Origin of the sequence: Rhizobium sp. 2YAF20, from assembly GCF_052114685.1 — a bacterium.
In the GTDB taxonomy this organism is placed as follows: domain Bacteria; phylum Pseudomonadota; class Alphaproteobacteria; order Rhizobiales; family Rhizobiaceae; genus Rhizobium.
In genome coordinates this window covers 111,775-135,094 of the sequence record NZ_JBFRFF010000010.1, presented here as the reverse complement: position 1 = coordinate 135,094, position 23,320 = coordinate 111,775, and the positions used below count along the sequence as shown (strand labels likewise).

Here is a 23,320-nt window from a genome sequence, read left to right as displayed (position 1 = left end):
GATGCGAGCGCCGGGCTATGATTGGTCATAACTTAAACAGCTCCCCGCAAAGCAAGGACGAAGCGCATGACCACTTTCCGCCCGAAATACATCACGTTCGATTGCCACGGCACGCTGATCAACTTTCAGATGGCGGAGGCGGCACGCGATCTCTACGCCGAGCGCATGAGCGAGCAGAAAATGCTGCAGTTCATCGCCGACTTCTCTGCGTACCGGCTTGACGAAGTCATGGCCGACTGGAAGCCTTATGCGGAAGTCGTGCATAACGCATTGGCGAGAACCTGCAAACGCAACGGCATCCAGTTCAAGAACGAAGACGCGCAGATGGTTTACGAACGTGTTCCCACTTGGGGGCCACATCCCGACGTTCCGGCCGGTCTTGCCAAGGTGGCAAAGGAAATTCCGCTGGTCATCCTGTCGAATGCAATGAACTCCCAGATCATGTCTAACGTCGAGAAGCTCGGCGCGCCTTTCCACGCGGTTTACACCGCCGAAGAGGCTCAGGCCTATAAGCCGCACTTCCGGGCCTTCGAACATATGCTCGATATGCTTGGCTGCGGACCGGAGGACATACTGCATTGCTCTTCTTCGTTCCGTTACGATCTTATGTCCGCCCACGACCTCGGGATCAAGAACAAGGTCTGGGTCAATCGCGGTCACGAGCCGGCCAATCCCTATTACGGCTACACCGAGATTGCCGGGATCTCGGAATTGCCGGGCGTTGTCGGGCTTTAAGGAAGCCCTAATACATCTGAAAATCTCTCTTCCACCGGTCCGACAGCGAACCTCGGTTTGCCGGAGATAAGGGGCCGAGGGCATTGCGGTGCCGCCGTGTTCGGCGATGCGATCAAGGATTCCGGCACGGGCGAGGTAACAATGCCGGGGCCAGGACAATCGTGCTGAAGGCGGGGACAGTGGTTCCAGCGCCTTCAGTAGCATGGCCGTCCTTCACTGAGGTTGGCCGCAGCGGACTGGATGCCATACCGACGGTCGTTTTTGACCATTGCCGGGCGGCTCCAAACAGTGCGAGGGTCTCAATCGTGGGTGCTTGTAACGATGCGGTTCCAGACGACGGTGTGGGTCATCTCGACGGCAACCAGGTGGTCGGCGAGCCTTTCACCGAAGCATATTTCAGGGCCGCTGCCGCTATTCTGGCGACTAAGCCGAGCCATGCCGAGGCGCAGGTGTCCGGTGAGCTGCTACTGCGCCACTATGGTTTGAAGGGAACGATCAGGGTTCTGTCCTCGGAAGTGGAATGTACCGCCGAGGTCACTCTGTTGAGCGGCGATCGGTTGATCCTCAAAACCTCAGCGCGGCCAGAAGGACGAGACAGTTTCCGCTTCCAGGTTGCGGCCCTTGCAGGGCTGGAAGGCGCTTCCGGTTTCGCAGCACCTCATCCGGTGCGTACCGGCGCCGGTACGCTGATGTTCGAAGAGGAGGAGATTTGCGGTTACCTGCAGACCCGGCTTACAGGGGTGCCGCTGCACCAGGTGAACGCAACTCCGGATGTCCGCTACCGGGTCGGCCAGGCGCTTGGCAGGCTCAGTTTGGCGCTCGAGCCTCTGAAGCTGCCCGCCATGCATCGTCCGGTTCTTTGGCATTTCGGATGCTGGCCGAGGCTAATGGAACTGGAGGAGCATCTGCCGTCAGAGCCGGTCGCGGCCTTAGTGCGTCTTGCCATGAGCAACTATGTCGAGCTCATCAAGCCGCAACTGCGCGAGGTAGCATGGCAGGTCACGCACAATGACCCCAGCCCTTTCAACACGCTTCTGGCCGGTCAGGGTATCGCGTTCATTGATTTCGGCGACGGCTGCTGGGGTCCTCGGATTCAGGATCTCGTGGTTGCTGCGAGCCACGTGGTAACCGACCCATCTTTGGCTCTGGGCGGCGCAGAAAATCTCATCGCCGGTTATGCTTCGGTGACTCCGCTTTCCACGCTCGAGGCGAAACTGCTGGTCGGATTGATGAAGGCGCGCCAAAGCGCCCTCATCGTCATCAACTTCTGGCGAGCCGAGCTGTTTCCGGCCGAGGCAGAATATATCAAGAAAAACGTGGTCAGGGCCGAACGCGGGCTGTCTATCCTATCGGCGTTAAGCGTGAGGGAGGCCGATATGGCTGTGCGTCGCGCAGGAGCTTAGCCCGGCCGCACTCAAACGTTGCGTCACTCGCCTTGGTAATCAGGACGGTAAGCCGCGACCTTCTCGCGGATGGAAACTTAAGCAGGATCAAAGCTATGTCCACAGATCTCATGCCCAACCGCTTCACCCCCGGGGAAGCCACAATTTCCCCCCGGGAGTCTGAGCTGATCGCCCGGCGCGACAGCGTATTGGGAGCCTCTTACAGGCTCCAATACCGCCGGCCGGTTCATTTCGTTCGGGGCGAGGGCATGTGGCTCTTCGATCCGGACGGACGTCCCTATCTCGATTTCTATAACAACGTGCCCTCTCTCGGGCATTGTCACCCAGAGATCAACGCTGCCATGGCAGAACAAGCCAGCCGAATTAGCGCCAACACGCGCTATCTTGAACCGAGGCTGGTCGATTATGCCGAACGGCTCGTGGCCACCTTTCCCCAGGAACTGAACCGCGTTGTCTTTACCTGCACGGGTAGCGAATCGAACGACCTGGCTCTCCGGATTGCAAGGTTGACCAGCGGCAGCGAGGGCGTGATCGTCTCTTCCCATGCCTATCACGGCACCAGTGCGGCTACGGCGATGGTGTCGCCCAATCTGGGCGATGCCATCAAGCTCAGCCCTGCCGTGCGCATGGTGTCGTTGCACGGTCCCTCGGGCATACCGGAGCGGCAAGCTGCGGCATTCTTTGAAGAACAGGTTCGCTCCGCAATCGCTGATTTGAACCGGCGTGGGATTGGCATCGCGGCCCTCCTCATCGACACGATTTTCTCCAGCGACGGCGTCTGGGTTGACCCTCCTGGCTTCATCGCCGATGGAGTTAAAGCGGTGCGGGAAGCAGGTGGCCTCGTGATTGCCGATGAAGTTCAGCCAGGCTTTGGACGGACGGGCACACACATGTGGGGTTTTGGGCGTCACGAAGTTGTGCCTGATCTCGTCACTCTCGGCAAGCCTATGGGCAATGGATTTCCAATCGGCGCGGTTGTTGGCCGCAAGGCACCGATGGATCGCTTTGGCGCAACTGCCCGGTACTCAAACACCTTCGGCGGCAATACCGTCGGGATCGCGGCCGCTGACGCCGTCCTGACCATTTTGCACAGAGATCGCATCCCAGAGCATGCGCATACTATGGGTGAACGCCTGAGAATGGGGTTGGAGCATCTTGCCAAGCTGCACGGCGGTATCCGCGGCATCCGAAATGCCGGTCTGTTCTTCGGCATCGACATCGGGCTGGATGGAACGGGAGAGGCCAGCCGGCGCGCCATGGCATTGGCGATTGTAAACCTGCTGCGTGACGACGGCGTTCTTATCAGCACGACTGGCGCCAACGAGGATACGCTAAAAGTTCGGCCCCCACTAATTTGCCAGGCGGAGCATGTGGATCGGTTTCTCGAAGCCATGGAGTGCGCGCTCAGGAAGGTCGTTGCGTAGGTGTAACATCGGCTGCCTCGGCAGCCGAACAGGATCGTGCCATTTATCACCGAAAGCTAAGTCCATGAAACTCGACCGGACAGACATCAAGATCCTGCACGTGCTGCAGCAGAATGGTCGCATGACCAATGTGGAGCTTGCTGAGGTGGTCAACCTATCGCCGAGCCCCTGCCTCATGCGCGTCAAGAAACTGCAGTCGGAGGGCTATATCGAAGGTTACACGGCGCAGATCAACGTCGCCAAGTTGGGGCAGGCGCTATTGGTGTTTACTGAGGTCACGCTGAAGAACCACCGGCAGACCGACTTTGCACGCTTCCTCGCTGCTATCGAAAAGATCGAGCAACTCATCGAGTGCCATGTGATCTCGGGCGGCTACGACTATCTCTTGAAATTCGTGACTGCCGGCATAGGCGAATATCAGGAGATTATGGAGCGGCTGATCGAGCTGGACGTCGGCATTGACAAGTATTTCAGCTACGTCGTGCTGAAATCGCCGATCCGCAGGGCGCAACTGCCGCTGACGAAACTGTTTCAACCATAGGCTCCGATAAACTCCTCGCCCTTTCTCCGGGCGATCCAATCTCTAGAGACAAGGCGCGTCACCATGAAGTTTTTATCCTACTGGCACGACACTGCTCCGGCTTTTGCCGGGGCCGAAGAGGGTCCGATCGATGGCCATTACGACGTCGCGGTGGTCGGCGGCGGCTTCACCGGTCTTGGCGCTGCCCGGCAGCTCGCAAAGGCAGGTGCCAAAGTCGTCGTTCTGGAAGCCGAGGCGGTGGGCTGGGGCGCCTCCGGCCGCAATGGCGGTCACTTGAACAACGGCCTTGCGCATAGCTATCTGGCGGCAAAGGCGGAGCTTGGCAAGGAGCGCGCGATTGCGCTTTACAAGGCGCTGGACGACTCGATCGACACCATCGAGGCTCTAATCGAAGAGGAGAGAATTGATTGCAGCTTCCGCCGCACCGGTAAGCTGAAGCTCGCCTCAAAGCCCCAGCATTTCCAAACGATCGCCCGCAACTTCGAAGCCGTGCACGCCGAAGTCGATCCGGGCACGGCGTTGCTAAGCGCAGACGACCTGAAGCAGGAAATCGGCTCGCCCTTCCACGGCGCGATGCTATCGAAGAAGAGCGCGATGATGCATATGGGTCGCTACGTCATAGGGCTTGCCGAGGCAGCGAAGCGTCACGGCGCGACGATCTTCGAGAACGCGGCCGTCACGGGCCATCGGCAGGCGGACCGCCGTCATCATCTGAAAACCGGCCGCGGAAGCGTCACCGCCGACGCGGTGCTTGTTGCTACCGGCGCCTATACACCCTCGACCTTTGGCTATTTCCGGCGCCGGATCATTGCGGTAGGCAGCTTCATCATTGCCACGCGGCCGCTGACCGAAGCGGAGATCGCGGCGACGATGCCCGGCAAGCGCACCTGCGTCACGTCGAAGAACATCGGCAACTATTTTCGGCTCTCGCCCGACGACCGGCTGATCTTCGGAGGCCGCGCGCGCTTCTCGGCAACTTCCGATCACGGGTCGGACCCTAAGATCGCAGCGACCCTAAAGGCAAGCCTCGCAGAAATCTTCCCGCAACTTGCCAGTGTCGAGATCGACTATTGCTGGGGCGGGCTCGTCGACATAACCAAGGATCGGTTCCCGCGCGCCGGCTGTCATGACGGCGTCTGGTACGCCATGGGTTACTCCGGCCATGGCGCCCAGCTTTCGACCCATCTCGGAATGCTGATCGCTGACGCGATCCTCGGCCGGCCGGACTGCAATCCGATGAAGGGGCTCGAATGGCCGGCCGTCCCGGGACACTTCGGAACCCCCTGGTTCCTGCCGCTGGTCGGCATGTATTACAAGATGCTGGACAGCGTCGGCTAGGGACTTCATGTCCTACCCTCGCCTTCCGCCATGATCAGAGCCCGCCGACCTCGACTCTGGAGCCGTCAAAGAAGCGCGACAGCCGGAAGGGCGTGGGATCAACGCAAGGCCTATCGTTAGCAACCAGATCAGCGGCGAGGCGGCCGATGCCCGGGCCAATGCCGAAGCCATGGCCGGAGCCGCCTGCGGCCAAATAAAGGCCTTTCACATGATCAGACGCCGAGATAACCGGTACCGCGTCCGGTGTGCAATCCACATAGGCGCCCCAACTGTCAGCGATTTCGATACCCGCAAGCGCCGGGAACTGCTCGGTGACGCCCTTCAGGATAGCGGCGATCGTCCGGCGGCTCGGTCTTGGATCGAGAACACGGATTTGCTCGAAAGGCGAAATCGTATCCTTGTTCCAGCTCGCCAAAGCTTCCGGCCCTTGGAACATGGACTTGCCAACGCCAATCTGGACCGCTTTCAGTCGCTTCAGAAACATCGGCATGAACCAGCGCGCGTAGCGGAGACCTTGTGGCGTGATATCCAACGTCGCTCTACCGCTGACAGCGAGCGTGTAACTGCCGTCCAACCTGCGGGTCAGCGAGCACTCAGGCGTATAGATCGCCTCGCCGAGATTGGTTGTGGGTCGTGTACGAATTGCAGTCTGGCGCACGCTTGCCTGCGGGAACTGCACGCCGTATTGGCGACAGAACAAGGAGGTCCACGCACCGCCGGCGTTCAGAACGGCCTGCGACCTGATGATCCCTTTTTCGGTGATGATCCCTGCAACTGCACCATTGACGATATCGAGACCCCGTGCTGCGCATTCCTGGTGGATAGTCGCTCCGAACTTGCGGGCACCATTCGCGATGGTCGGCGCTGCAATGGCGGGTTCGCCTTTGCCATCATCGACTGAATGGACGCCGCCGAGCCAGCGGCGGCCTTGCGCGGGAATTCTGTCATGCGCCTCCCGGGCAGTTAGCATCTTAGTATTGACGTTGAATTGCCGGGCAAGATCAAGCCATTGTTCCCATTCTGCCAGCTGCTCCGGGTTGTCCGTCGCATAGAACAGACCGCATTGGCGGAAGCCGACGTCTTCCTCGATTTTGGCTGCAAACTGGTCCCACGCCTGCATGGAAATTCCCGAGAGCGGCAGTTCGCGCTCATCGCGGTTCTGCCGGCGGCACCAGCCCCAGTTTCGGCTGGACTGCTCACCGCCGATATAGCCCTTCTCGACCAAAGCAACGGAGAGCCCCCGCTCTGCGAGAAAAAATGCCGCCGACGCGCCGACAATGCCGCCACCGATGACGACGACGTCGGCCTTCGCGGGAAGCTCTTGATCGCTCTGTATGCGTTTGAGGAGTGGTGACATCGTGGCTGACCTGAATTGATTAGTCGGAGCTGTTTTCTGCCTGCCGCGCAGGAGCGGCTTGCACGAGAACGGCGATCGCGTCGATCTCGACGAGATAGCCGAAGTGGAGTTCGGGCACCGGAACCACGGTGCGCGCCGGGCGCGCCTCTCCCAGCCGCGCTGCATAAACCTGGTTGAAGCGCGGCCAGTTGCTGACACCGACGATGTAGGCCGTCACCCTGATGAGATTGTCCGGGGTTCCGCCTGCGGCTTCCAGGACCGCCAGCATGTTCTCGATGGCCTGCCCCGCCTGCGTCTCGAAGCTATCGTCGGAAAGCGGCGCCCCATCCGGCCGGATCGGGAGCTGTCCTGATATATATAGATGCTGGCCCGCCAGTTTGGCCTGGACATAATGACCGGCAGGGCTGGGCGCGCGATCGGTGTTTACGGTTATGACGTTCGACATCACCAGCCTCCGAAGCGCGGCCAACAAGCCTCAACGGCATGCGAGCCACTGCGGACTACATGATAGACCGGGTGCTGCGCAGCGGTCGCGCATGCGTGGTTCGGCAGGATCCGCACCCGGTCTCCGATCGCAAGATCCGGAAGGCGAGCGTCCGAGCCGGGCCGCACGGCGATGATGCCATGCTCCTGGTTCGCCTCGGCAACGATGATGTCCTGGTAGGCATTGCCGTCGATGTCACTGATGAGGCCATATCCCTGGTCGATGGCCTGCCTGCTGGTGCCGCGGTCCCGCGACAAAGACATCCATCCGCCATCGGTTATGATCCAACCCTTATCGCGCTGGTGTCCGATAACCGTCGCTAGAACGCTGAGCGCGATGTCATCGACCTGGCAAATGCCGATGCCAGCCATCACCAGATCGAAGAACACGAACACGCCGGCGCGGACTTCGGTCACTCCGGTCAGATCCTTCGCATGATGGGCCGTCGGCGTCGAACCGACGCTGACGACCGGGCACGGCAGGCCCACACTACGAAGAAGCTGCGCGGCTTCCACAACGGCCAACCGCTCGGCTTCCGCATAGCGTTGCTGCGCCTCGTCGCCTCCACCTTTGTAGCTATCGCCGGCATGGGTCAAAACGCCACGCAGCTCCGCGCCTGCCGCCAGCGTCTGCCCAATCTCCAGCAACTGCGCGTGATTGCCAGGCACAACACCCGAGCGGTGGCCATCGCAATCGATCTCGATCATGGCTGGGATCCGCATTCCGGCGTCTCGGGACGCCTCGGCAACCGCCTGCGCCTGTTCGACGGTATCCAGTACCACCACGAGATCGACGCCCTTGGCGCGCAGCTCGGCGACACGCGCGAGCTTTGATGGAGCGATGCCGACGGCGTAGATCACGTCGCGAACGCCAGCGGCCGCGACCTGCTCCGCTTCCTTCAGCGTCGAGACGGTCGCCGGTCCCTCTGGCGCACTCATCAACCGCCGGGCCACGTCAATCGACTTCGCCGTCTTCAGATGCGGTCGCAGCGACACGCCGAGGTCATCGAGCCGGTTCCTGAGCCGCTTGATATTGCGGTCCATCCGGTCCGCATCTAGGACCAGACAGGGCGTTTCCAGCGCCTCGAGCGTGGTCGTGGCTGCCAAGCCAGGGGAGGGGGCGAACGTCGCTAGATCCATTTGTCGGGTCTCCAAATTCGAAAGTCACCTTGTCGCCCAATCGTAAAGACAGCAATTAATGATTGGTGAAGCTCCGATTCAGGTGGGCGTTAATTCTGATGGTGTAATCCAGCCCGCGTCAGCCTGAATCCGCTCGAGAAAGTTGATCTCCGCCTCGATCTCCAGCCGCAGGTTGGAGCTGCCGGAAAAAGCGCCATTGAAAGCCGCCGTTCCGATGGTAAAGCCTGCAGCACCAGACCGTACGACCGCCGCCATCCTTTCAGGGCTGTCGATCGATCCTGCAACAACCACAGGCTTGGCCACGGCCTCGCACACCCGCGTCATCAGCGCTTCGACATCGCCGCCGAAGCGATAGGCGAGCAGATCGAGACCGCTGACACCGTTGATCGCCGTCAAATGCCGGGCGCTTTCCACAATTGTCTCGATCGTCCCTTCGAGCTTGCTCGGATGACCGACGATCTTGCCGGGGAACGGATAGTACCGGATGTTTCGCCCAGCAATAACTGGGAGAACGACATGTGGTCGGGTGCCACCCATTAAGATGTCGACGCCAAGCTCGACCGCGGCCTGCGCGGATCGTCGCTCGCTCTCCTCGTCGAGGCTGACCACTTCGAGGTAGAGCGTGGCACCCACCGCCTTGATTGCCGAAGCAAGGCCCAAGAGTTTATCGAATGGCAGGCCAATATCCTTGAACCCCACATGTCTGATGCCGGCGGCAAGCACATCCTGGAGGCGCTCCGCCGCGTCGGCAACGGTGCGGTCCTGGTTGGTCAACATAAATATGAAGTCGGGAGAAGTCTGGGGCATCGAAAGCGCTCCTAGATTGCGTTGAGAAGCAGCGCCTGATCGAAGGCGTAGCGAAGTGAGGAATGGTCGGCCGTACCTTGGCCGGCGATGTCGAATGCGGTGCCGTGATCGACGCTGGTACGGATGAAGGGCAACCCGATGGTGACGTTGACGCCGCTGTCGATGCCGAGATACTTGACCGGAATGAGGCCCTGGTCGTGATATTGCGCGACGACGATATCGAACTCGCCCCTGCGGGCTCGCATGAAAATCGTGTCTCCTGGCCAGGGACCGGATGCTTTTATTCCAAGTTCCTGGGCCCGGCTGATTGCCGGCGCGATAATGTCGAGATCCTCGCGTCCGAACATGCCGTTTTCACCGGCATGGGGATTGAGGCCGGCGACGGCGACGCGGGGCGAGGCGATGCCATATGCCTTACCCGCCCCGTGCGCCAATTCGATCGTCCTGAGCACAGATTCCTGCGTCACGAGGTCAATGGCGTCTCGCAACGAGACGTGGATCGTGACCAGGATGACACGGAGTTCGTCGTTTGCCAGCATCATCGCGAACTTGTCGGTCCCCGACCGTTCTGCAAGGATTTCGGTATGGCCGGGATAGTTGAGCCCCCCCATTTTCATCGCTTCCTTGTTGATCGGCGCGGTGACGATGGCCCTGATGTTGCCTGCCAGCGCTTCGTCGATCGCCCTCACAACATAGTCGTAGCTGGCGCGGCCAGCGCGTGCGTCCACCTGACCGATCGGCAAATCGTCAGGTAGATCTGAAACGTTGAGAACGGCCATGAGCTTGCGGTCTGGGATGGCCTCATCGACTGAAGTGACGGGCTGCACCTGGAGCGGAAGATCGAGGAGTCGGACGGCACGCTTCATCACCTTGGCATCGCCGATCACCACCGCGTGCTCAGGCAGTCCGTCCCCAAAAATGCGTGCGACGATTTCCGGGCCGATCCCGCAAGGATCGCCCATGGTTATTCCGATAGGCTTCTTCATTTCTTATCTCCAAGCCAGAGGCCCCGAAGCAATTCGGCTGATTTCAGCAGGACATTCGACGAACCGAAGCCGCCCGCTTTTGTGATGATGTGAATGGGACGCGATCCGGTCGTGCGCCCGACCGGAATTCCTGGCTCGATCTCGCCCAAAAGTTCGAGTAAACCAATCTGAAGTATACCCAACACGGATTCGGCAGTGTCGCCGCCGGTCACGAAGAGCCCGGTCACGTGATTAAGCTCCATAACCATGCGGACCGCCTGGCCAAGAGCGATTGCGATGGACCGTGGCACGGCCGACGTGCCGCGCTCAGACGTTGTTAGAATGACATCTCCGGTAGACCCAGATTGGCTATATTGCGCAACGGCGCTTTCGGCCGCGAGAACGGGAGAGTGAGACGCCTGCTCGGCGTCGATGACGATCTGCCGCACGTTGCCAGTGCTCATCAGCCTTGAGCATTGCTCGCGGCTCAGAGGGTTGACGCTGCCGATGACGAAGAGATTGATCGCCGCCGTGGCGGTCGACAGTGCCATGTGGTCGGCGGGGCCAACATAGTCCGCCAACGCAGTCGCCAGTCCCGGAGAACCACACCAAAGAATGGACTTAGGATCGGCCGCCGATTTCACCAGCAGCGCCAGGTCGTCCTGGGTTGCTGCATCGGCTATCAGTAACTTGCTGTCATTCGCGACAAGTTCGCCGGACTTTAATGCGCGAACTTCCGCAAGCCCAAGAAAACGCACTTCCGCGTCTGGAATATCCCGGAACAGAGCCCGAAGACGAGAGTTTGTTATCGGATGGAGCGGGTCCCTCGCAAATTCGGTCTTCTCCAACGGCACGCCACGCAGAAGCTGACGCCCTCCTTCAGTCGTTCGCCCGCCCGCTGGGAAGGCCGGAGCAACGATTGCAACAGCCCGACCGGATGCCGCACGTGCAGCAGATACTTCAGCTCCAACGTGGCCTCGAATGGTGGAATCCACCGTGTTGTAAAGGATCTCCGCAGACGCCAGGCTTTTTGCCGCCAGCGTCGCCCGATCGACAGCGTCCTCAATGGATACCGCCCGGCTTGCCTTGTTGACGGAAATAATCGCAGCATCTTGCGGAGACGATCGCTGATAATCGTTGAAGACAAAGCATCTGTGCCCCATGCTCACGAATGGCGCGGCGCCATCCGTTGCGCTCGTCAGATCGTCGGCGAGAATTCCTACCTTCAAAATCGCTCTCCCGTCGGTTCTCAATGTGACGAGAGAGTATTAGCGCTATTGCTTCTGACAAAAAAACGATGAATTCTGACAGAAATCCGTAACTTCAAGTCACAGATATGGCCGCACGAGTCCCTGCATTATCCGCATTGAGAGCCTTTGAATCCGCTGCACGTCATTTGAATTTCGGGCGTGCCGGCGATGAATTGTTTGTGACGCACAGCGCCATTAGCAAGCAAGTCCGCTTGCTTGAGGAAGACCTTGGCGTAGATCTTTTCGAACGAAGAAACAGGGCAGTTTTCCTCACCGACGCGGGGCGACGCCTCCTTGTCACGATGAGTGAAGTGCTTCGCCAGATCAGCGACTGTTGCGAGGAAATAAGAGTTGGCGGTTCGGCGCCGCTGGTGGTCTCATGCGAGCCGACATTCACGCAGCGGTGGCTGATCCCTCGGCTCCCACAATTCAATGCACTTCATCCAGATGTCGAGGTTCATGTATTGGCCGCTGGTGGTCCGGTGAGCTTCGATAGGAATCATATTGATTTAGCACTACGGAGAAGCGACTTTAGCTGGTCGCCGGAGCTCTTTGTGGAAACGGTGGTCGAAGAACGTGTTGGCCCCGTATGCGCGCCACGCCTGTTGGCTTCCGGCAGCAATGATATTCTCTCCTTGCCTCGCATTCATTCGGCCACGCGGCGAGACGCGTGGTCGCGATATATCGGCGATAATCTGCTCGCAGATCCAAATCCACCCGGGAACCAGATATTCGAACATTTTTATCTGAGCATTGAGGCGGCAATCGCTGGCTTAGGTGCAGCAATCGGCCCAGAGCCGTTGGTAGCCGACGCTGTAGAAAGCGGGCAACTGGTGGCGCCGCGGGGATACTCCGGCAACGGATACAGCTACATCCTTTTGAGCCGCCTCCCGTTCGAAGGCGATGCTAGGAAACGAAACTTCCTCTCCTGGCTTCGGCGGCAGTTTGCTCCCTGAAGCGCGCAGTCTGGTCAGTACCTTGAGGCTGATGTTCCGCGACGTGAGATAGTGGGGCTAATGAGCGAATCGTGGAGATCGCAGCCCGGGACGGCCGCAGCGGACAACGCGACGACGTGCTTAACACCAATCGCTCAGACCAAGTTCAGATGCTGGGGCCGAGTATGTTTGCTCTGGCTTCGATGATATGGTCGTACATGTTTCGCTCGGCCTCTCTGCTGTCGCGGTCTTTGATTGCGTCGAGAATCGCCTGATGGCTGACGATATAGGTCGCCATGCGCTCAGGGGTCAGCGACTGTTCTTTCATTTTTCCCCAGAGGTTTCCCGCACGTACCGCGTGAATGCCTTCATAGAGCGAGGCAAGAAGACCGTTACGAGCGGCTTGGACGATGATGCGATGAAAGACGGCGTCCCATTTCTCGAATTCAACCAATGTTTCCGACGTGCTGCCTCGAGCGATTGATTTCTGCATTTCTTCGACTTCCTGCCTGGTCGCCCGTAACGCTGCCAACGCGGCGATCTTGGGTTCTATGATCAGCCGAGCCTCGAAAACTTCTGCCGGATAGGTGCGCAAGGTGTCTCCGTCATTGCTCGACGGCCGGCGAAGAGCGCTCGAGCTTACGCCGCTGCCGGCGATAAAGGTGCCTCTGCCAACATGCCTGATTAGACGGCCTTCCTTCTCCAACGAACTGAGCATCCTCCTAAGGGCGGTACGGGGCAGACCGAGTTTCACCGCCAAGTCACGCTCAGGAGGCAGTCGATCGCCGGGTTCCAGGCCTTCCGCCTCAATGAAATCCTTCAACACCACGCTCATGTGACCTCCACAATAATTATTTTACGAAACCAATTTGATCTATATTGACACCAATGACAATACCAATCTTATATTGATCATCGAACCAACGCCGATTGGTAGCGAATGGTGCCGAGTTCAGAAGCTGTGCACCTGCTCGAACAGATTATGCGGCAGCATGCACGGATCGGCGACAAAATTTCAAACGAGACGCTGCGTGGATAATGGAGATAGACCGATGGCCGTTACGACAGAGGCTGCTACTTCAGGCGACGCAGCGCTTTCGGTGCGTGGGCTGACAGTCGACCTGCCGAAAGGCATGGAACGGGCTCATGCCGTCGAAAACATCTCCTTTGAACTCAAGCGTGGTCAGATCCTTTGCATTATCGGCGAGTCTGGGTCGGGCAAGTCGGTAACGGCGAACACGATCATGGGGCTCTTGCCCAAGATCATTCCGATCTCGTCCGGCACGATCAATCTCGACGGAACGACCATGGTCGGCGCGCCGGCAAAAAAACTGCGCGAGCTGCGCGGCCGCGTCGTGTCCATGATCTTTCAAGATCCGCTTTCGGCGCTCAACCCACTGATGACGGTCGGCGAGCAGGTTACTGAAGCGATGGCGGCCCATGGCGTGGGTACGAAGGTCTCGCGGCGTGACCGCGCCCTCGGGTTGCTGAACGAGGTCGGCCTGCCCGATCCGGAACTCATGTACCACCAGTATCCGTTCCGGCTTTCCGGCGGTCAGCGCCAACGCGTCATGATTGCGATGGCCCTGGCGCTTGAACCGACCGTTCTGATCGCAGACGAACCAACGACAGCCCTCGATGTAACCACGCAAGCGCAGATCCTGAAGCTGATCCGTGACATTCAGCGCCGCAAGGACATGAGCGTCATGTTCATCACCCACGACTTCGGTGTTGTGGCTGAGATCGCCGACAGCGTCGTTGTCATGGAGAAGGGCCGGATTGTCGAACAGGGCAGCGCCGATCAAGTTCTCACGTCCCCCACCCACCCCTACACTCAGCGCCTTCTCGCAGCCGTTCCGCGCCTCACGGGCGAAGACAGACCGGCTCAGCCGCAGACGCGAAACGAAACGATCCTAACGGTCAACGGGTTGTGCAAGACCTATCGCAGCGGCAGCGCTCTGTTCGGTAGCCAGCGTGTCGTGCCTGCGGTGAGGGACGTCTCATTCGAGGTGGCTGCGGGCCGCACCCTCGGCGTTGTGGGCGAAAGCGGTTCCGGAAAATCGTCACTGGCACGGCTCCTGATCAAGCTTCAGGACAGTGATAGCGGTCAAATCCTGTTTGAGGGCAAGGACATCGTCAAGCTCTCGGAATCCGAGTTCCGGTCTCTGCGCCCTCGAATCCAAATGATCTTCCAGGATCCTTTCGCGTCGCTGAACCCCCGTTCCACCATCGGCCAAATCCTCACCGTGGGACCCGTCGCGCACGGTATGCCCTACACAAAAGCGCGCGAAGAGGCCCGCGCTTTGCTTTCCCTTGTGGGTCTCGATGCCGGCGCCTTCGGCCGCTATCCGCACGAGTTCTCGGGTGGGCAACGCCAGCGCGTGGGCATCGCTCGGGCCCTGATGTTCAAGCCGAAGCTCCTGATTGCCGACGAGGCAGTGTCCGCGCTTGACGTGTCGATCCAGGCCCAGATCCTCAAACTGCTCGACCAAATTCAGCGTGAGACGGGCGTATCAATGATCTTCATCACCCATGACCTTCGCGTCGCCAGTCAGATCTGTGACGAAATTGCAGTGATGCAGAAGGGCCGGATCGTCGAGCGCGGCCCGCCGTCTCAGATCTTCCTGAAACCGCAATCGGAGTACACGCGTGAGCTTGTGGCTGCAATTCCTGGAGAACGACGGAGAGACACTTGAGAAGGTTCCGTTAAGTCCTGGCAGGAGCTTTCTAGTTAGCAAAAGAGAGGGAATAAAATGACAAAAGATTCTACGACCAAAGCGAACTATTCCCGGCGCGACGCGCTGCGCTTGATAGCAGCAGGCGGCATTGCATGCTTCGCCGCTCCCAACCTCATCGGCAAGCCTGACTTTGCCCAGGCCGCTGACAAGAAACTTGCGGGTCGCGTGGTGGTCGGGCTTTCGCAGGAACCCACTGTCTTCAATCCGCTGATGGCTCACATCGAAGTGGACGACGCAGTACATTTCTCCCTCTTCGACGCCCTCTTCCGTATAGATCCCAATGGCGTTCTCCAGCCCAATCTTGCCGCAGAAGTACCCACGCAGAAGAACGGCGGTATTTCGGAGGATGGCCTGAACTGGCGCATCCGCCTGCGTGACGACGTTCGCTGGCATGACGGCAAGCCATTCACGGCTGAGGATGTGAAGTTCACCCTCGAGCTGATCACCAATCCAAAATTCCGCGCCTGGCGAACGGGCGGCCATTCTCTGGTGCATGATCTTACGGTGGTATCGCCAACTGAAATCACCTGGCGCATGGAGCAGGTGTTCGCTCCCTACCTGTCGTTTCTTGCCGAGACCTTCATCGTACCGAAGCACCTTCTCGAGAAGGAAGCCGATCCCAACGCAGCCGCCTTCAATCAGGGACCCGTCGGCACTGGTGCATTCAAGTGGAGCCAGCGCGTCGCCGGCGACCATCTCGAACTGGTCGCGAACGCGGATTACTTCGGGGACGGCCCGTACATCGAAAAGCTCGTTTTCAAGTACATTCCTGATATGACGGTGCTCTACACCCAGTACGCGAGCGGGGACATCGACCTCACCGATCAGGCATATATTACGCCAGACCACTACGCAGAGGCCAGCAAATTGCCGGGCCGCGTAGTGACCCTGGTGCCCGGCGGCTCTGTCGAGTCGATCTATCTCAATCTCGAGCGCCCGCAGTTCAAGGAACTGGCGGTACGCCAGGCGCTCTATGCCGCGATTGACAGAAAGGCCATCATCGACGCGATCTACTTCGGCGTGGCCGCAACGACAGAAACGTTCATGCCGCGGAAGTCCTACTATTTCAATGCGAACCTTCCGGCGCAGGAATACAACCTCGACGTCGCACGCAAGCTCCTCGACGACGCCGGCTGGGTGCCGGGGCCGGATGGGATCCGTGGAAAGAATGGAGTGAAGCTCGCGTTCAACAACTCGACGACATCCGGCAACAATCTTCGCGAACAGGTGCAGCAGTTCCTGCAGCAGACGTTCGCCGAAATCGGCGTCCAGATGACGATCTCGAATTTGCCGGCTGCCGTCATGTTCGGCGAATTCTGGCTGAAGTCGCAGTTCGACACGGCGATATCAGGCGTTACCCATCTCATCGCGGCGGACCCCGACGCCACAAACCGTCTTGCCAGCAGCGCGATTGCCGCGAAGGGCGGGAAGGGCTCGAATGTCGGCCAGTACTCCAATCCGGAAGTGGATACTCTGCTCAAGAAGGGTGTCCAAACCTTCGATCCAGAAGCACGTCGCGCAATTTATTACCGAATTCAGGAAATCGTGCGTCAGGATCTGCCCTTCCTCCCGCTGTTTGCCGCCACCTACGTGGTTGGCACGAAGGAAGGCCTTCAGGGCTGGGAACCGAATACAAACGCCCGTACGGCATCATGGCATGCTGCCGGATGGCACTGGAAAGGTTGAGGTAAACCTACCGTCGCCGCCGGTGCGCCTTGCGGCGGCGGCCTCTATTGATGCTATCACAGGGAGAGCTGAATGCGTAGCTTCCTACTTAACCGGTTCGCTCAGAGCTTGGTACTGCTCCTGATCGTTTCCATCATCGGCTTCGTGGTCCTCAATTTGATCCCGGGCGGGCCCTTAGCACAATTTGGACTAGATGCGAGTATGACGCAGGACGATCTGAACCGATTGACGGAGCAGTTAGGCCTGAACCGTCCTCTGTGGATTCAGTATCTAGACTGGGCCTGGCGCCTTATGCAAGGCGACTGGGGTCATTCCTTCCGGGACGGGACGCCAGTTCTCGAGGTGATTGGCCGGCATCTCGTGGCAACGCTGTTGCTGATTGGATCCTCCACTGTCATCGCAATCGCCATAGGTACCTGGATCGGTGTTCGTGGCGCCACAAAGCGATATTCGATTTTTGACTACATGGCGACGGTTGGTGCCATGGTGGCCCTTTCAATCCCCACTTTTTGGTTCGGTCTGGTCGGTATTTACGTCTTCTCGCTCCGGCTTGGCTGGCTGCCCGCGGGCAACATGTACACGATTGGCGACGAGTCCGTTCTGAACTATATCCATCATCTTATTCTGCCGAGCATCGTGCTCGCGCTGGTGCATGTGGCCGTCTGGAGCCGCTACATGCGAACGGCTACGCTTGACGTTATCAATCAAGAGTTTATCAAGACAGCGCGCGCCAAAGGACTGAGTGAGCGCCGAATCCTGATGAAACATGTCATCGGCAACGCCCTCCTGCCGATGATCACGCTGGCAGGGATGCAGCTTCCCAGCGTTTTGACGGGTGCTTTGGTCACCGAGACGGTGTTTACATGGCCGGGAATGGGCCGCCTGTTCCTCGACAGCCTCGGCTACAGTGACTACCCGGTGGTGATGGGGTTGCTCATGTTCTCGGCAATACTTGTCGTCCTCAGTAACCTGGCCGCCGACATTGTCGTCGCCATCATCGATCCCCGTATCCGTCTGAGTTAAGTGCCATGAACGCTCATCAGGAGTCAGCCATCATGACTGCCATTACCACAAATTCAATCCGGGAGCGTTGGTGGAACAGCCGAACTGCGCACCGTTTCATGAACCACCACCTTGCCCTCATCGGCATAGTGATGATAGCCCTCCTAACGCTGGCATGCGTCTTTGCCCCACACCTATTGCCGTACGATTCGCTCTATATCGATCTGCGGGCCCGCTTCGCTCCGCCGTTTACCGGCCAGCATTATCTGGGCACGGATCCGCTGGGACGAGACCTGGCTGCCCGGTTGTTCATGGCGGGCCGGATTTCGCTCCTGGTCGGTTTCTCGGCGATGCTGTTGTCGACGCTAATCGGGACCGTTGTCGGCGTGCTGGCGGGATATAAGGGCGGCTTGATCGGCACGGCACTCATGCGCACCGTAGATGGCTTCCTTTCCTTTCCGTCCATCTTCCTCGTGCTGGCTCTTGCCGCTGCGCTGAAGCCAAGTCCGATCATGATCACCGTCGTCATCGCTTCCACAAGCTGGATGGAAGTTGCCCGCATTGTCGAGGCCGAGGTCCGATCGTTGCGCGAACGTGAATTCGTCCAGGCCGCGCGCATGCTGGGGCTGAGCGCAACGCGTATTATGTTCCGCGAGATCCTTCCCAATGCCGCCGGTCCGATCATCGTCGCTGCCACTCTGACCATCGCCCGGGCCATCCTGATGGAGGCCTATATCAGCTTCCTCGGCTATGGGATTCAACCGCCGCTGCCCAGTTGGGGCAATATGCTGAACGGCGCGCAGCAATATCTAGGGACCGCACCGTGGCTGGCCATCATTCCCGGCGCTGCCATTACTATCGCTGTAACCAGCTTCAACTTCATCGGTGACGGGCTGCGCGATGCGCTCGATGTTCGCGGTGATCATAGCTGACATAAAATACCGTCTGGGGGAGATGACGACGGTCTAGCGTAAGCCGGCGGCATTACGGATGTCGAAAAGCCGTCCGGCGCTGGCGCGCGCGTGAGGTCGGCGGACCGGAGTCAACCTCGTCGCAACCGCCGAGGTCGGAAACGTCGCGTGTTCGCGATGACTAGTTATTGAGCTTTTAGCGTTCCTGCCGGAGATGACCGGAGGACGATGCCAGAGGAATAGAGACTATGCAGGTCGAGGTTCAGAAAGTAAGGGACAGCGCCTCTTTTCCAACCCAGGTCGACGTCGTCGTCATCGGGGCGGGGATCGTCGGTGCCTGCACGGCCTACGAGCTCGCCAGAAAAGGGGTATCCGTTGCTCTGCTCGAAAAGGGCATCGTCGGCGGCGAACAGTCAAGCCGCAACTGGGGATGGGTCCGCCAGCAGAACCGCGACCTTTATGAACTCACGCTTGCCATGTACAGTCTGCGGCGCTGGGAGGAATTGGGCACGGAGATAGGCCGCGATCTTGGGTTTCGCCGAAGCGGGATACTTTATTGTACCAAGAACGAGGCGGATGTCGCCCGTTGGGAAAAGTGGGGCAAGGCTGCACGCGTTCAAGGATTTCATAGCCAGATACTCAGTGCTTCCGAGGCCAATGAACGGGCGTCGGGTGGCACGTCCTCCTGGCTCGGCGGCGTTTGGTCACCGACCGATGGTAGAGCGGAGCCCAGCCTTGCAGCGCCTGCCATCGCCGAAGCCGCGAAGGCAAACGGCGTGGCGCTTCATCAGAACTGCGCCGTCCGGGGCCTCGACATTGCCAACGGCCGGGTAACAGGAGTATGGACGGAACGCGGGCTTGTGAAAGCAAGTACTGTTGTTTGCGCAGGCGGAGCATGGGCGTCCCGCTTTTCTCATCGTTATGGAATTGAGCTTCCGGTCGCAAACATCTCCGGAACCGCGATTAAGACGAGCCCCGCGCCCGAAATCATTCAAGCAGGATGCCTCTCGGCTTCAAACTTTGTGTTGCGGCGTCGGACAGACGGCTCCTACACGGTTGCCGTACCGGGACATGGTACGCTCGACATCACGCCGCGGGGAATGCGACATGCATGCAAATTTTACCAGATGTACCGCAGCAAGATCGGCAAGAAGCTCAAGTACCGCCTCAAGAGCAGCTTCTGGAATGGCCCCGACGCCTATGGCAACTGGGAGAACGACGAGATCTCCCCGTTTGAAAAGAACCGCATTCTGGATCCGGAGCCCGACGGGGAACTCGTCAAACTCACATTGAAGAACCTTCAGAGCGAATACCCGGCGCTCAAAGGCATTGGGGTCGAGCGCGCGTGGGCAGGGCTCATCGACACCTCTCCGGATCTCGTTCCCGTTATTTCGAGAGTGGAGCAACTGCCCGGTTACGTGATTGCCGCGGGCTTCAGCGGACACGGCTTTGCTATCGGACCCGGGGCCGGTCGGCTGGTCAGCGAGATCGTCATGAACGAAACCCCGATGACGGACATCTCACCCTATAGGCTGAGCCGGTTCCTCGACGGCTCGGCGATCAGACGTCCGGAAATGATGTAGCCGTCGATAGCGGTTGTAGTCCAGGGTGCTGTTGTCACCTGGTGTCCATAGACGAGACTTCGAGCCGACAACTGGGGTGGGGATATGAAATCAGACAGAACTGGCTTCAAGATCCTCGTCGGGCCAACGAAATGATCCGCTTCCCACGAGCGAATAGTAAGGAGCTAAACCGTGACCCTCGAATGCTACACCGTGCCTCGCGCCGTCGGGGGGGGCCGGGCCCTAATCGAGGCGCTCGAAGCGCGGACGGTGGCGGTGCCTCACTGCGCCCGCCTTTGCGCCGAACGACGAACCGACGCCAATCTTGCCGAATTGGAGACTATACAGCAATGTTGGGGAGGTTGCGTAAGGCGGCCTTAGTTCCATAAATACTATTACGTGTAATTCTTACGTAAATTATTGAAAAACATATCTTTATCCAAATATCGATCGATTAGCGCTGGATACCAGCCGCAACCGCGCGCCGCCGAGTGGCGCCGTCTGCATCCCCGTGTCGAGCGTAAATTTCCGATCAATGAGATGCCAAGTGATCGCATCACCGCAAGGATCTCACGTGCCGCTAAATCTGCCCCACTTACACGATCCGGGTAAGTGGGGCAGATTCTGTGTATGGCTTTTAGTTCCCGACTTCAATTGAAGCGGTAAACTGAAAATCCGGCACGCAATTTGAGATATCGGTTTTACGTCGGGCGGGAGCGGGGCGGCTTTAAAGCCCCTGGGCTTTTGTCACATTGACCGGAAACGATCGTGTCGCCGCTGATTTTTCCACGCCATCTCAGCGCTGGCGCAGTCGAGCTGATCCTGGCGGGCGTGTCCGCGGCGGTCCTTGATCCCGAGGCAGCAGGGCTCACTCCTGGTGAACTCGAACGGCGTCTCGAACATCGAACTCCAGAAAGGGGTGCCTTCGAACAATGTCGAAGGCACCGATCATTCAGGCCGCGCGGTAGGATGAGAGCCAATGTGCGTAGGGGGCGGGCAATGTCCAGGACGGTCGCTCGACGCTGAGCTTGCGCGCGGCTGAGTACGGCCAATGCGGATCGGCGAGCATCGCCTTGCCGATCATGACCAGGTCGAGCTGCCCACTGCGGATCAGTTCGTCGGCCTGCTCCGGCCGAGTGATATTCCAACTCGCCGAGCCGGGGAGGCCGGTGGCCTTGCGGACTCGTTCTGCATAAGGCGCGATGAACCCCGGACCCCAGGGAATATTGGCGGCGGGGATCGAGAAGCCGAGGCTGACGTCGATGAAGTCGAGGCCGGCCACCTTGAACTTTCCGACAAGTCCGATGGCGTCCTGTAGAGTTTCCTCGTCACGGCCGTCAAATTCGATGACGCCGAAGCGCGCCGTCAGCGGACGATCTTCGGGCCAGACCTCGCGAACGGCGGCCAGGGTCTCGAGGAGGAAGCGTCCGCGGTTGTCGGCGCTGCCGCCATATTCGTCGTCGCGCTGGTTCGAATGCGACGAGAAGAAGCTTTGGCCGAGATACCCATGGGCAAAATGCAGCACGAGCCAGCGGAATCCAACGTCGCGCGCGCGGATCGCCGCAGAGACAAAATCGCCGCGAACGCGATCGATGTCCGCTTTTGTCATCGCCCGCGGCACCTTCCGCAAGCCGCCGCCGAATGCAATGGCGGAGGGTGCGATGGTCTCCCAGCCGCGTGGATCGCCGTCGGCGATATGATCGTCGCCTTCCCATGGACGGTTTGCACTGGCCTTGCGACCAGCATGGCCGATCTGGATCCCGGCGACCGCACCCGCCTTTTCGATGCCGGCTACGATCGGGGCAAAGGCCTCGGCCTGTTCATCGTTCCAAAGACCGGTGCAGCCCGGTGTGATCCTGCCTTCCGGAGAGACCGCGGTCGCTTCGACGTTGACGAGGCCGGCGCCGCCGCGTGCCAGGCTTGTGAGATGGACGCTGTGCCAGTCGTTGGGGACGCCATCGATCGCCGAATACTGGCACATGGGGGAAACCGCGATACGGTTTCGCAGTGTCACGCCTTTCAGCGCGAACTGGTCAAATAAGTTGGGCATTGGTATCTCCTAATTATGGAAAGCAGGTTTCCCACACGGATTTGCTCACGCCGTTTGGCGCATGCACTACTCCATGCGGTCGATCCATTGCGTTTTACACTCCCGGCTTAGGCGGCGCGGTAGCGGGGTGCAGGTTCGCCGGTCTGAGCCGCGGCAAACAGCTTGGATCGGGCCTCGTCGAACTTGTCCCAGAAAGTGGCGTCAGCAACGGAGGGCAACGTGATGTCTTCGCCCTTGTCGAAACCCGCCAGGGCAGCATCGACCAGGTTTTCGGACGTCATAACGGCTGTCTGGTTGAGCGATGCCAACGGCACGCCTGCCAAATCCCAGAGTTCGGTTGCCGTAGATGCGGGCATGACGAGCTGCAGGCGGACATTGGTCCCAGCCAATTCCTGCTGCAGGCCCCGACTGAAGTTCATCACATAGCCCTTGGTGCCGCTGTAGATCGCGCTGATCGGCAGTGCGTGGAAGGACAGGACCGAAGCGACGTTGATAATCGCGCCCTCGTTGCGGCTGAGGAATGCCGGCAGAATAGCGTGCGTCAGGCGTGTGAGCGCGGTTACGTTGAGTGCGATCATCGCAGCCGCGTCTTCCTCGGAGGTCTTGGCGACCGCAGCGAGCGTCGCGTTGCCGGCGTTGTTGACGAGGAGCGTGACCGCCGGATTCGCCTTCAGGACATTTTCGACGCGGGCGACGTCGGCGTCTTTCGTCAGGTCGGCTTCCACCACCTCAACTTTCGTGCCATGGGCCGCGCCCAGTTTATCCGAAAGCGCCTTCAGACGATCGGCGCGCCGAGCCACGAGGATGAGGTCGTAGCCCCTTTCGGCGAGGCGTTCGGCATAGACGGCGCCGATGCCGGCAGAGGCGCCGGTGACGAGGGCGATGGGCTTGAGCGATGGTGTAGACATGTCAAAATCCTATTTGGTTGAGTGCTCAAGTTTAGATATGGCCGCCCATCACCCTTGTCAATGGATGAGCGCTCAACTATTTTAG

20 protein-coding genes are annotated in these 23,320 nt (G+C 59.4%); 11 read left to right on the top strand and 9 right to left on the bottom strand.

The genetic code is table 11. The features are described 5' to 3' along the window. Window positions 1-66: 66 nt before the first annotated feature. The 5 genes from AB4Z52_RS15215 to AB4Z52_RS15195 all read left to right on the top strand — a co-directional run bounded on the left by AB4Z52_RS15215 (window position 67) and on the right by AB4Z52_RS15195 (window position 5,441). Window positions 67-735, top strand: a complete 669-nt coding sequence (locus AB4Z52_RS15215) for a haloacid dehalogenase type II (RefSeq protein ID WP_442218762.1) — start codon at window positions 67-69, stop codon at window positions 733-735. Between the two features lie 305 nt (window positions 736-1,040). Continuing rightward, window positions 1,041-2,138, top strand: a complete 1,098-nt coding sequence (locus AB4Z52_RS15210; RefSeq protein ID WP_442218761.1) for a phosphotransferase enzyme family protein — start codon at window positions 1,041-1,043, stop codon at window positions 2,136-2,138. Between the two features lie 95 nt (window positions 2,139-2,233). Then, window positions 2,234-3,562: an aspartate aminotransferase family protein gene (locus AB4Z52_RS15205; protein WP_442218760.1), complete on the top strand. Its 1,329-nt coding sequence runs from the start codon at window positions 2,234-2,236 to the stop codon at window positions 3,560-3,562. A gap of 64 nt (window positions 3,563-3,626) precedes the next feature. Continuing rightward, window positions 3,627-4,103 carry an Lrp/AsnC family transcriptional regulator gene (locus AB4Z52_RS15200; protein ID WP_442218759.1) on the top strand — a complete coding sequence of 159 codons (477 nt, stop codon included), beginning with the start codon at window positions 3,627-3,629 and terminating at the stop codon, window positions 4,101-4,103. A 63-nt stretch (window positions 4,104-4,166) separates the two neighbouring features. After that, entirely contained in the window at window positions 4,167-5,441 is a 1,275-nt protein-coding gene (locus tag AB4Z52_RS15195) for an NAD(P)/FAD-dependent oxidoreductase (protein ID WP_442218758.1), read from the top strand. Between the two features lie 34 nt (window positions 5,442-5,475). Here AB4Z52_RS15195 and AB4Z52_RS15190 read toward each other — a convergent pair whose 3' ends face one another. The 6 genes from AB4Z52_RS15190 to AB4Z52_RS15165 form a co-directional block, all read right to left on the bottom strand. Beyond that, entirely contained in the window at window positions 5,476-6,798 is a 1,323-nt protein-coding gene (locus AB4Z52_RS15190; RefSeq protein WP_442218757.1) for an NAD(P)/FAD-dependent oxidoreductase, read from the bottom strand. 19 nt (window positions 6,799-6,817) lie between these two features. After that, window positions 6,818-7,243: a RidA family protein gene (locus AB4Z52_RS15185; RefSeq protein ID WP_442218756.1), complete on the bottom strand. Its 426-nt coding sequence runs from the start codon at window positions 7,241-7,243 to the stop codon at window positions 6,818-6,820. Then, entirely contained in the window at window positions 7,243-8,421 is a 1,179-nt protein-coding gene (locus AB4Z52_RS15180; RefSeq protein ID WP_442218755.1) for an alanine racemase, read from the bottom strand. The genes AB4Z52_RS15185 and AB4Z52_RS15180 overlap by 1 nt, the downstream gene beginning before the upstream one ends. A 78-nt stretch (window positions 8,422-8,499) precedes the next feature. Next, window positions 8,500-9,228, bottom strand: coding sequence for a 4-hydroxythreonine-4-phosphate dehydrogenase (locus AB4Z52_RS15175; protein WP_442218754.1), 729 nt, complete (start codon window positions 9,226-9,228; stop codon window positions 8,500-8,502). Between the two features lie 11 nt (window positions 9,229-9,239). Continuing rightward, window positions 9,240-10,214 carry a 4-hydroxythreonine-4-phosphate dehydrogenase PdxA gene (pdxA, locus tag AB4Z52_RS15170; protein WP_442218753.1) on the bottom strand — a complete coding sequence of 325 codons (975 nt, stop codon included), beginning with the start codon at window positions 10,212-10,214 and terminating at the stop codon, window positions 9,240-9,242. After that, complete coding sequence (locus tag AB4Z52_RS15165) at window positions 10,211-11,422, bottom strand: four-carbon acid sugar kinase family protein (protein WP_442218752.1); 1,212 nt, start codon at window positions 11,420-11,422, stop codon at window positions 10,211-10,213. The genes pdxA and AB4Z52_RS15165 overlap by 4 nt, the downstream gene beginning before the upstream one ends. 107 nt (window positions 11,423-11,529) lie before the next feature. On the opposite strand from AB4Z52_RS15165, the gene AB4Z52_RS15160 reads away from it, so the two are divergent. Beyond that, on the top strand, window positions 11,530-12,399 hold the full coding sequence (locus AB4Z52_RS15160; RefSeq protein WP_442218751.1) for a LysR substrate-binding domain-containing protein: 870 nt from the start codon (window positions 11,530-11,532) through the stop codon (window positions 12,397-12,399). Window positions 12,400-12,544: 145 nt separating this feature from the next. On the opposite strand, the gene AB4Z52_RS15155 is transcribed toward AB4Z52_RS15160, so the two are convergent. Next, complete coding sequence (locus AB4Z52_RS15155; protein WP_442218750.1) at window positions 12,545-13,213, bottom strand: FadR/GntR family transcriptional regulator; 669 nt, start codon at window positions 13,211-13,213, stop codon at window positions 12,545-12,547. A gap of 217 nt (window positions 13,214-13,430) precedes the next feature. Here AB4Z52_RS15155 and AB4Z52_RS15150 point away from each other — a divergent pair, with 217 nt between their 5' ends. From AB4Z52_RS15150 to AB4Z52_RS15130, 5 genes are all read left to right on the top strand, one after another. Then, window positions 13,431-15,074, top strand: a complete 1,644-nt coding sequence (locus tag AB4Z52_RS15150) for an ABC transporter ATP-binding protein (RefSeq protein ID WP_442218749.1) — start codon at window positions 13,431-13,433, stop codon at window positions 15,072-15,074. Window positions 15,075-15,131: 57 nt separating this feature from the next. Then, entirely contained in the window at window positions 15,132-16,802 is a 1,671-nt protein-coding gene (locus AB4Z52_RS15145; RefSeq protein WP_442218748.1) for a peptide ABC transporter substrate-binding protein, read from the top strand. A gap of 72 nt (window positions 16,803-16,874) precedes the next feature. Next, window positions 16,875-17,825 carry an ABC transporter permease gene (locus AB4Z52_RS15140; RefSeq protein ID WP_442218747.1) on the top strand — a complete coding sequence of 317 codons (951 nt, stop codon included), beginning with the start codon at window positions 16,875-16,877 and terminating at the stop codon, window positions 17,823-17,825. A 32-nt stretch (window positions 17,826-17,857) separates the two neighbouring features. Next, complete coding sequence (locus AB4Z52_RS15135) at window positions 17,858-18,736, top strand: ABC transporter permease (protein ID WP_442218746.1); 879 nt, start codon at window positions 17,858-17,860, stop codon at window positions 18,734-18,736. Window positions 18,737-18,963: 227 nt separating this feature from the next. Further along, a complete protein-coding gene (locus tag AB4Z52_RS15130; protein ID WP_442218745.1) occupies window positions 18,964-20,298 on the top strand; it encodes an NAD(P)/FAD-dependent oxidoreductase in 1,335 nt (444 codons plus the stop codon). A 931-nt stretch (window positions 20,299-21,229) separates the two neighbouring features. Here the strand turns inward: AB4Z52_RS15130 and AB4Z52_RS15125 are convergent. Both AB4Z52_RS15125 and AB4Z52_RS15120 read right to left on the bottom strand, forming a co-directional pair. Next, entirely contained in the window at window positions 21,230-22,327 is a 1,098-nt protein-coding gene (locus tag AB4Z52_RS15125) for an NADH:flavin oxidoreductase/NADH oxidase (RefSeq protein ID WP_442218744.1), read from the bottom strand. 107 nt (window positions 22,328-22,434) lie between these two features. After that, the gene (locus AB4Z52_RS15120; protein WP_442218743.1) at window positions 22,435-23,235 is read right to left on the bottom strand and encodes an SDR family NAD(P)-dependent oxidoreductase; all 801 of its coding nucleotides are present in this window, start codon (window positions 23,233-23,235) and stop codon (window positions 22,435-22,437) included. Window positions 23,236-23,320 lie beyond the last annotated feature (85 nt).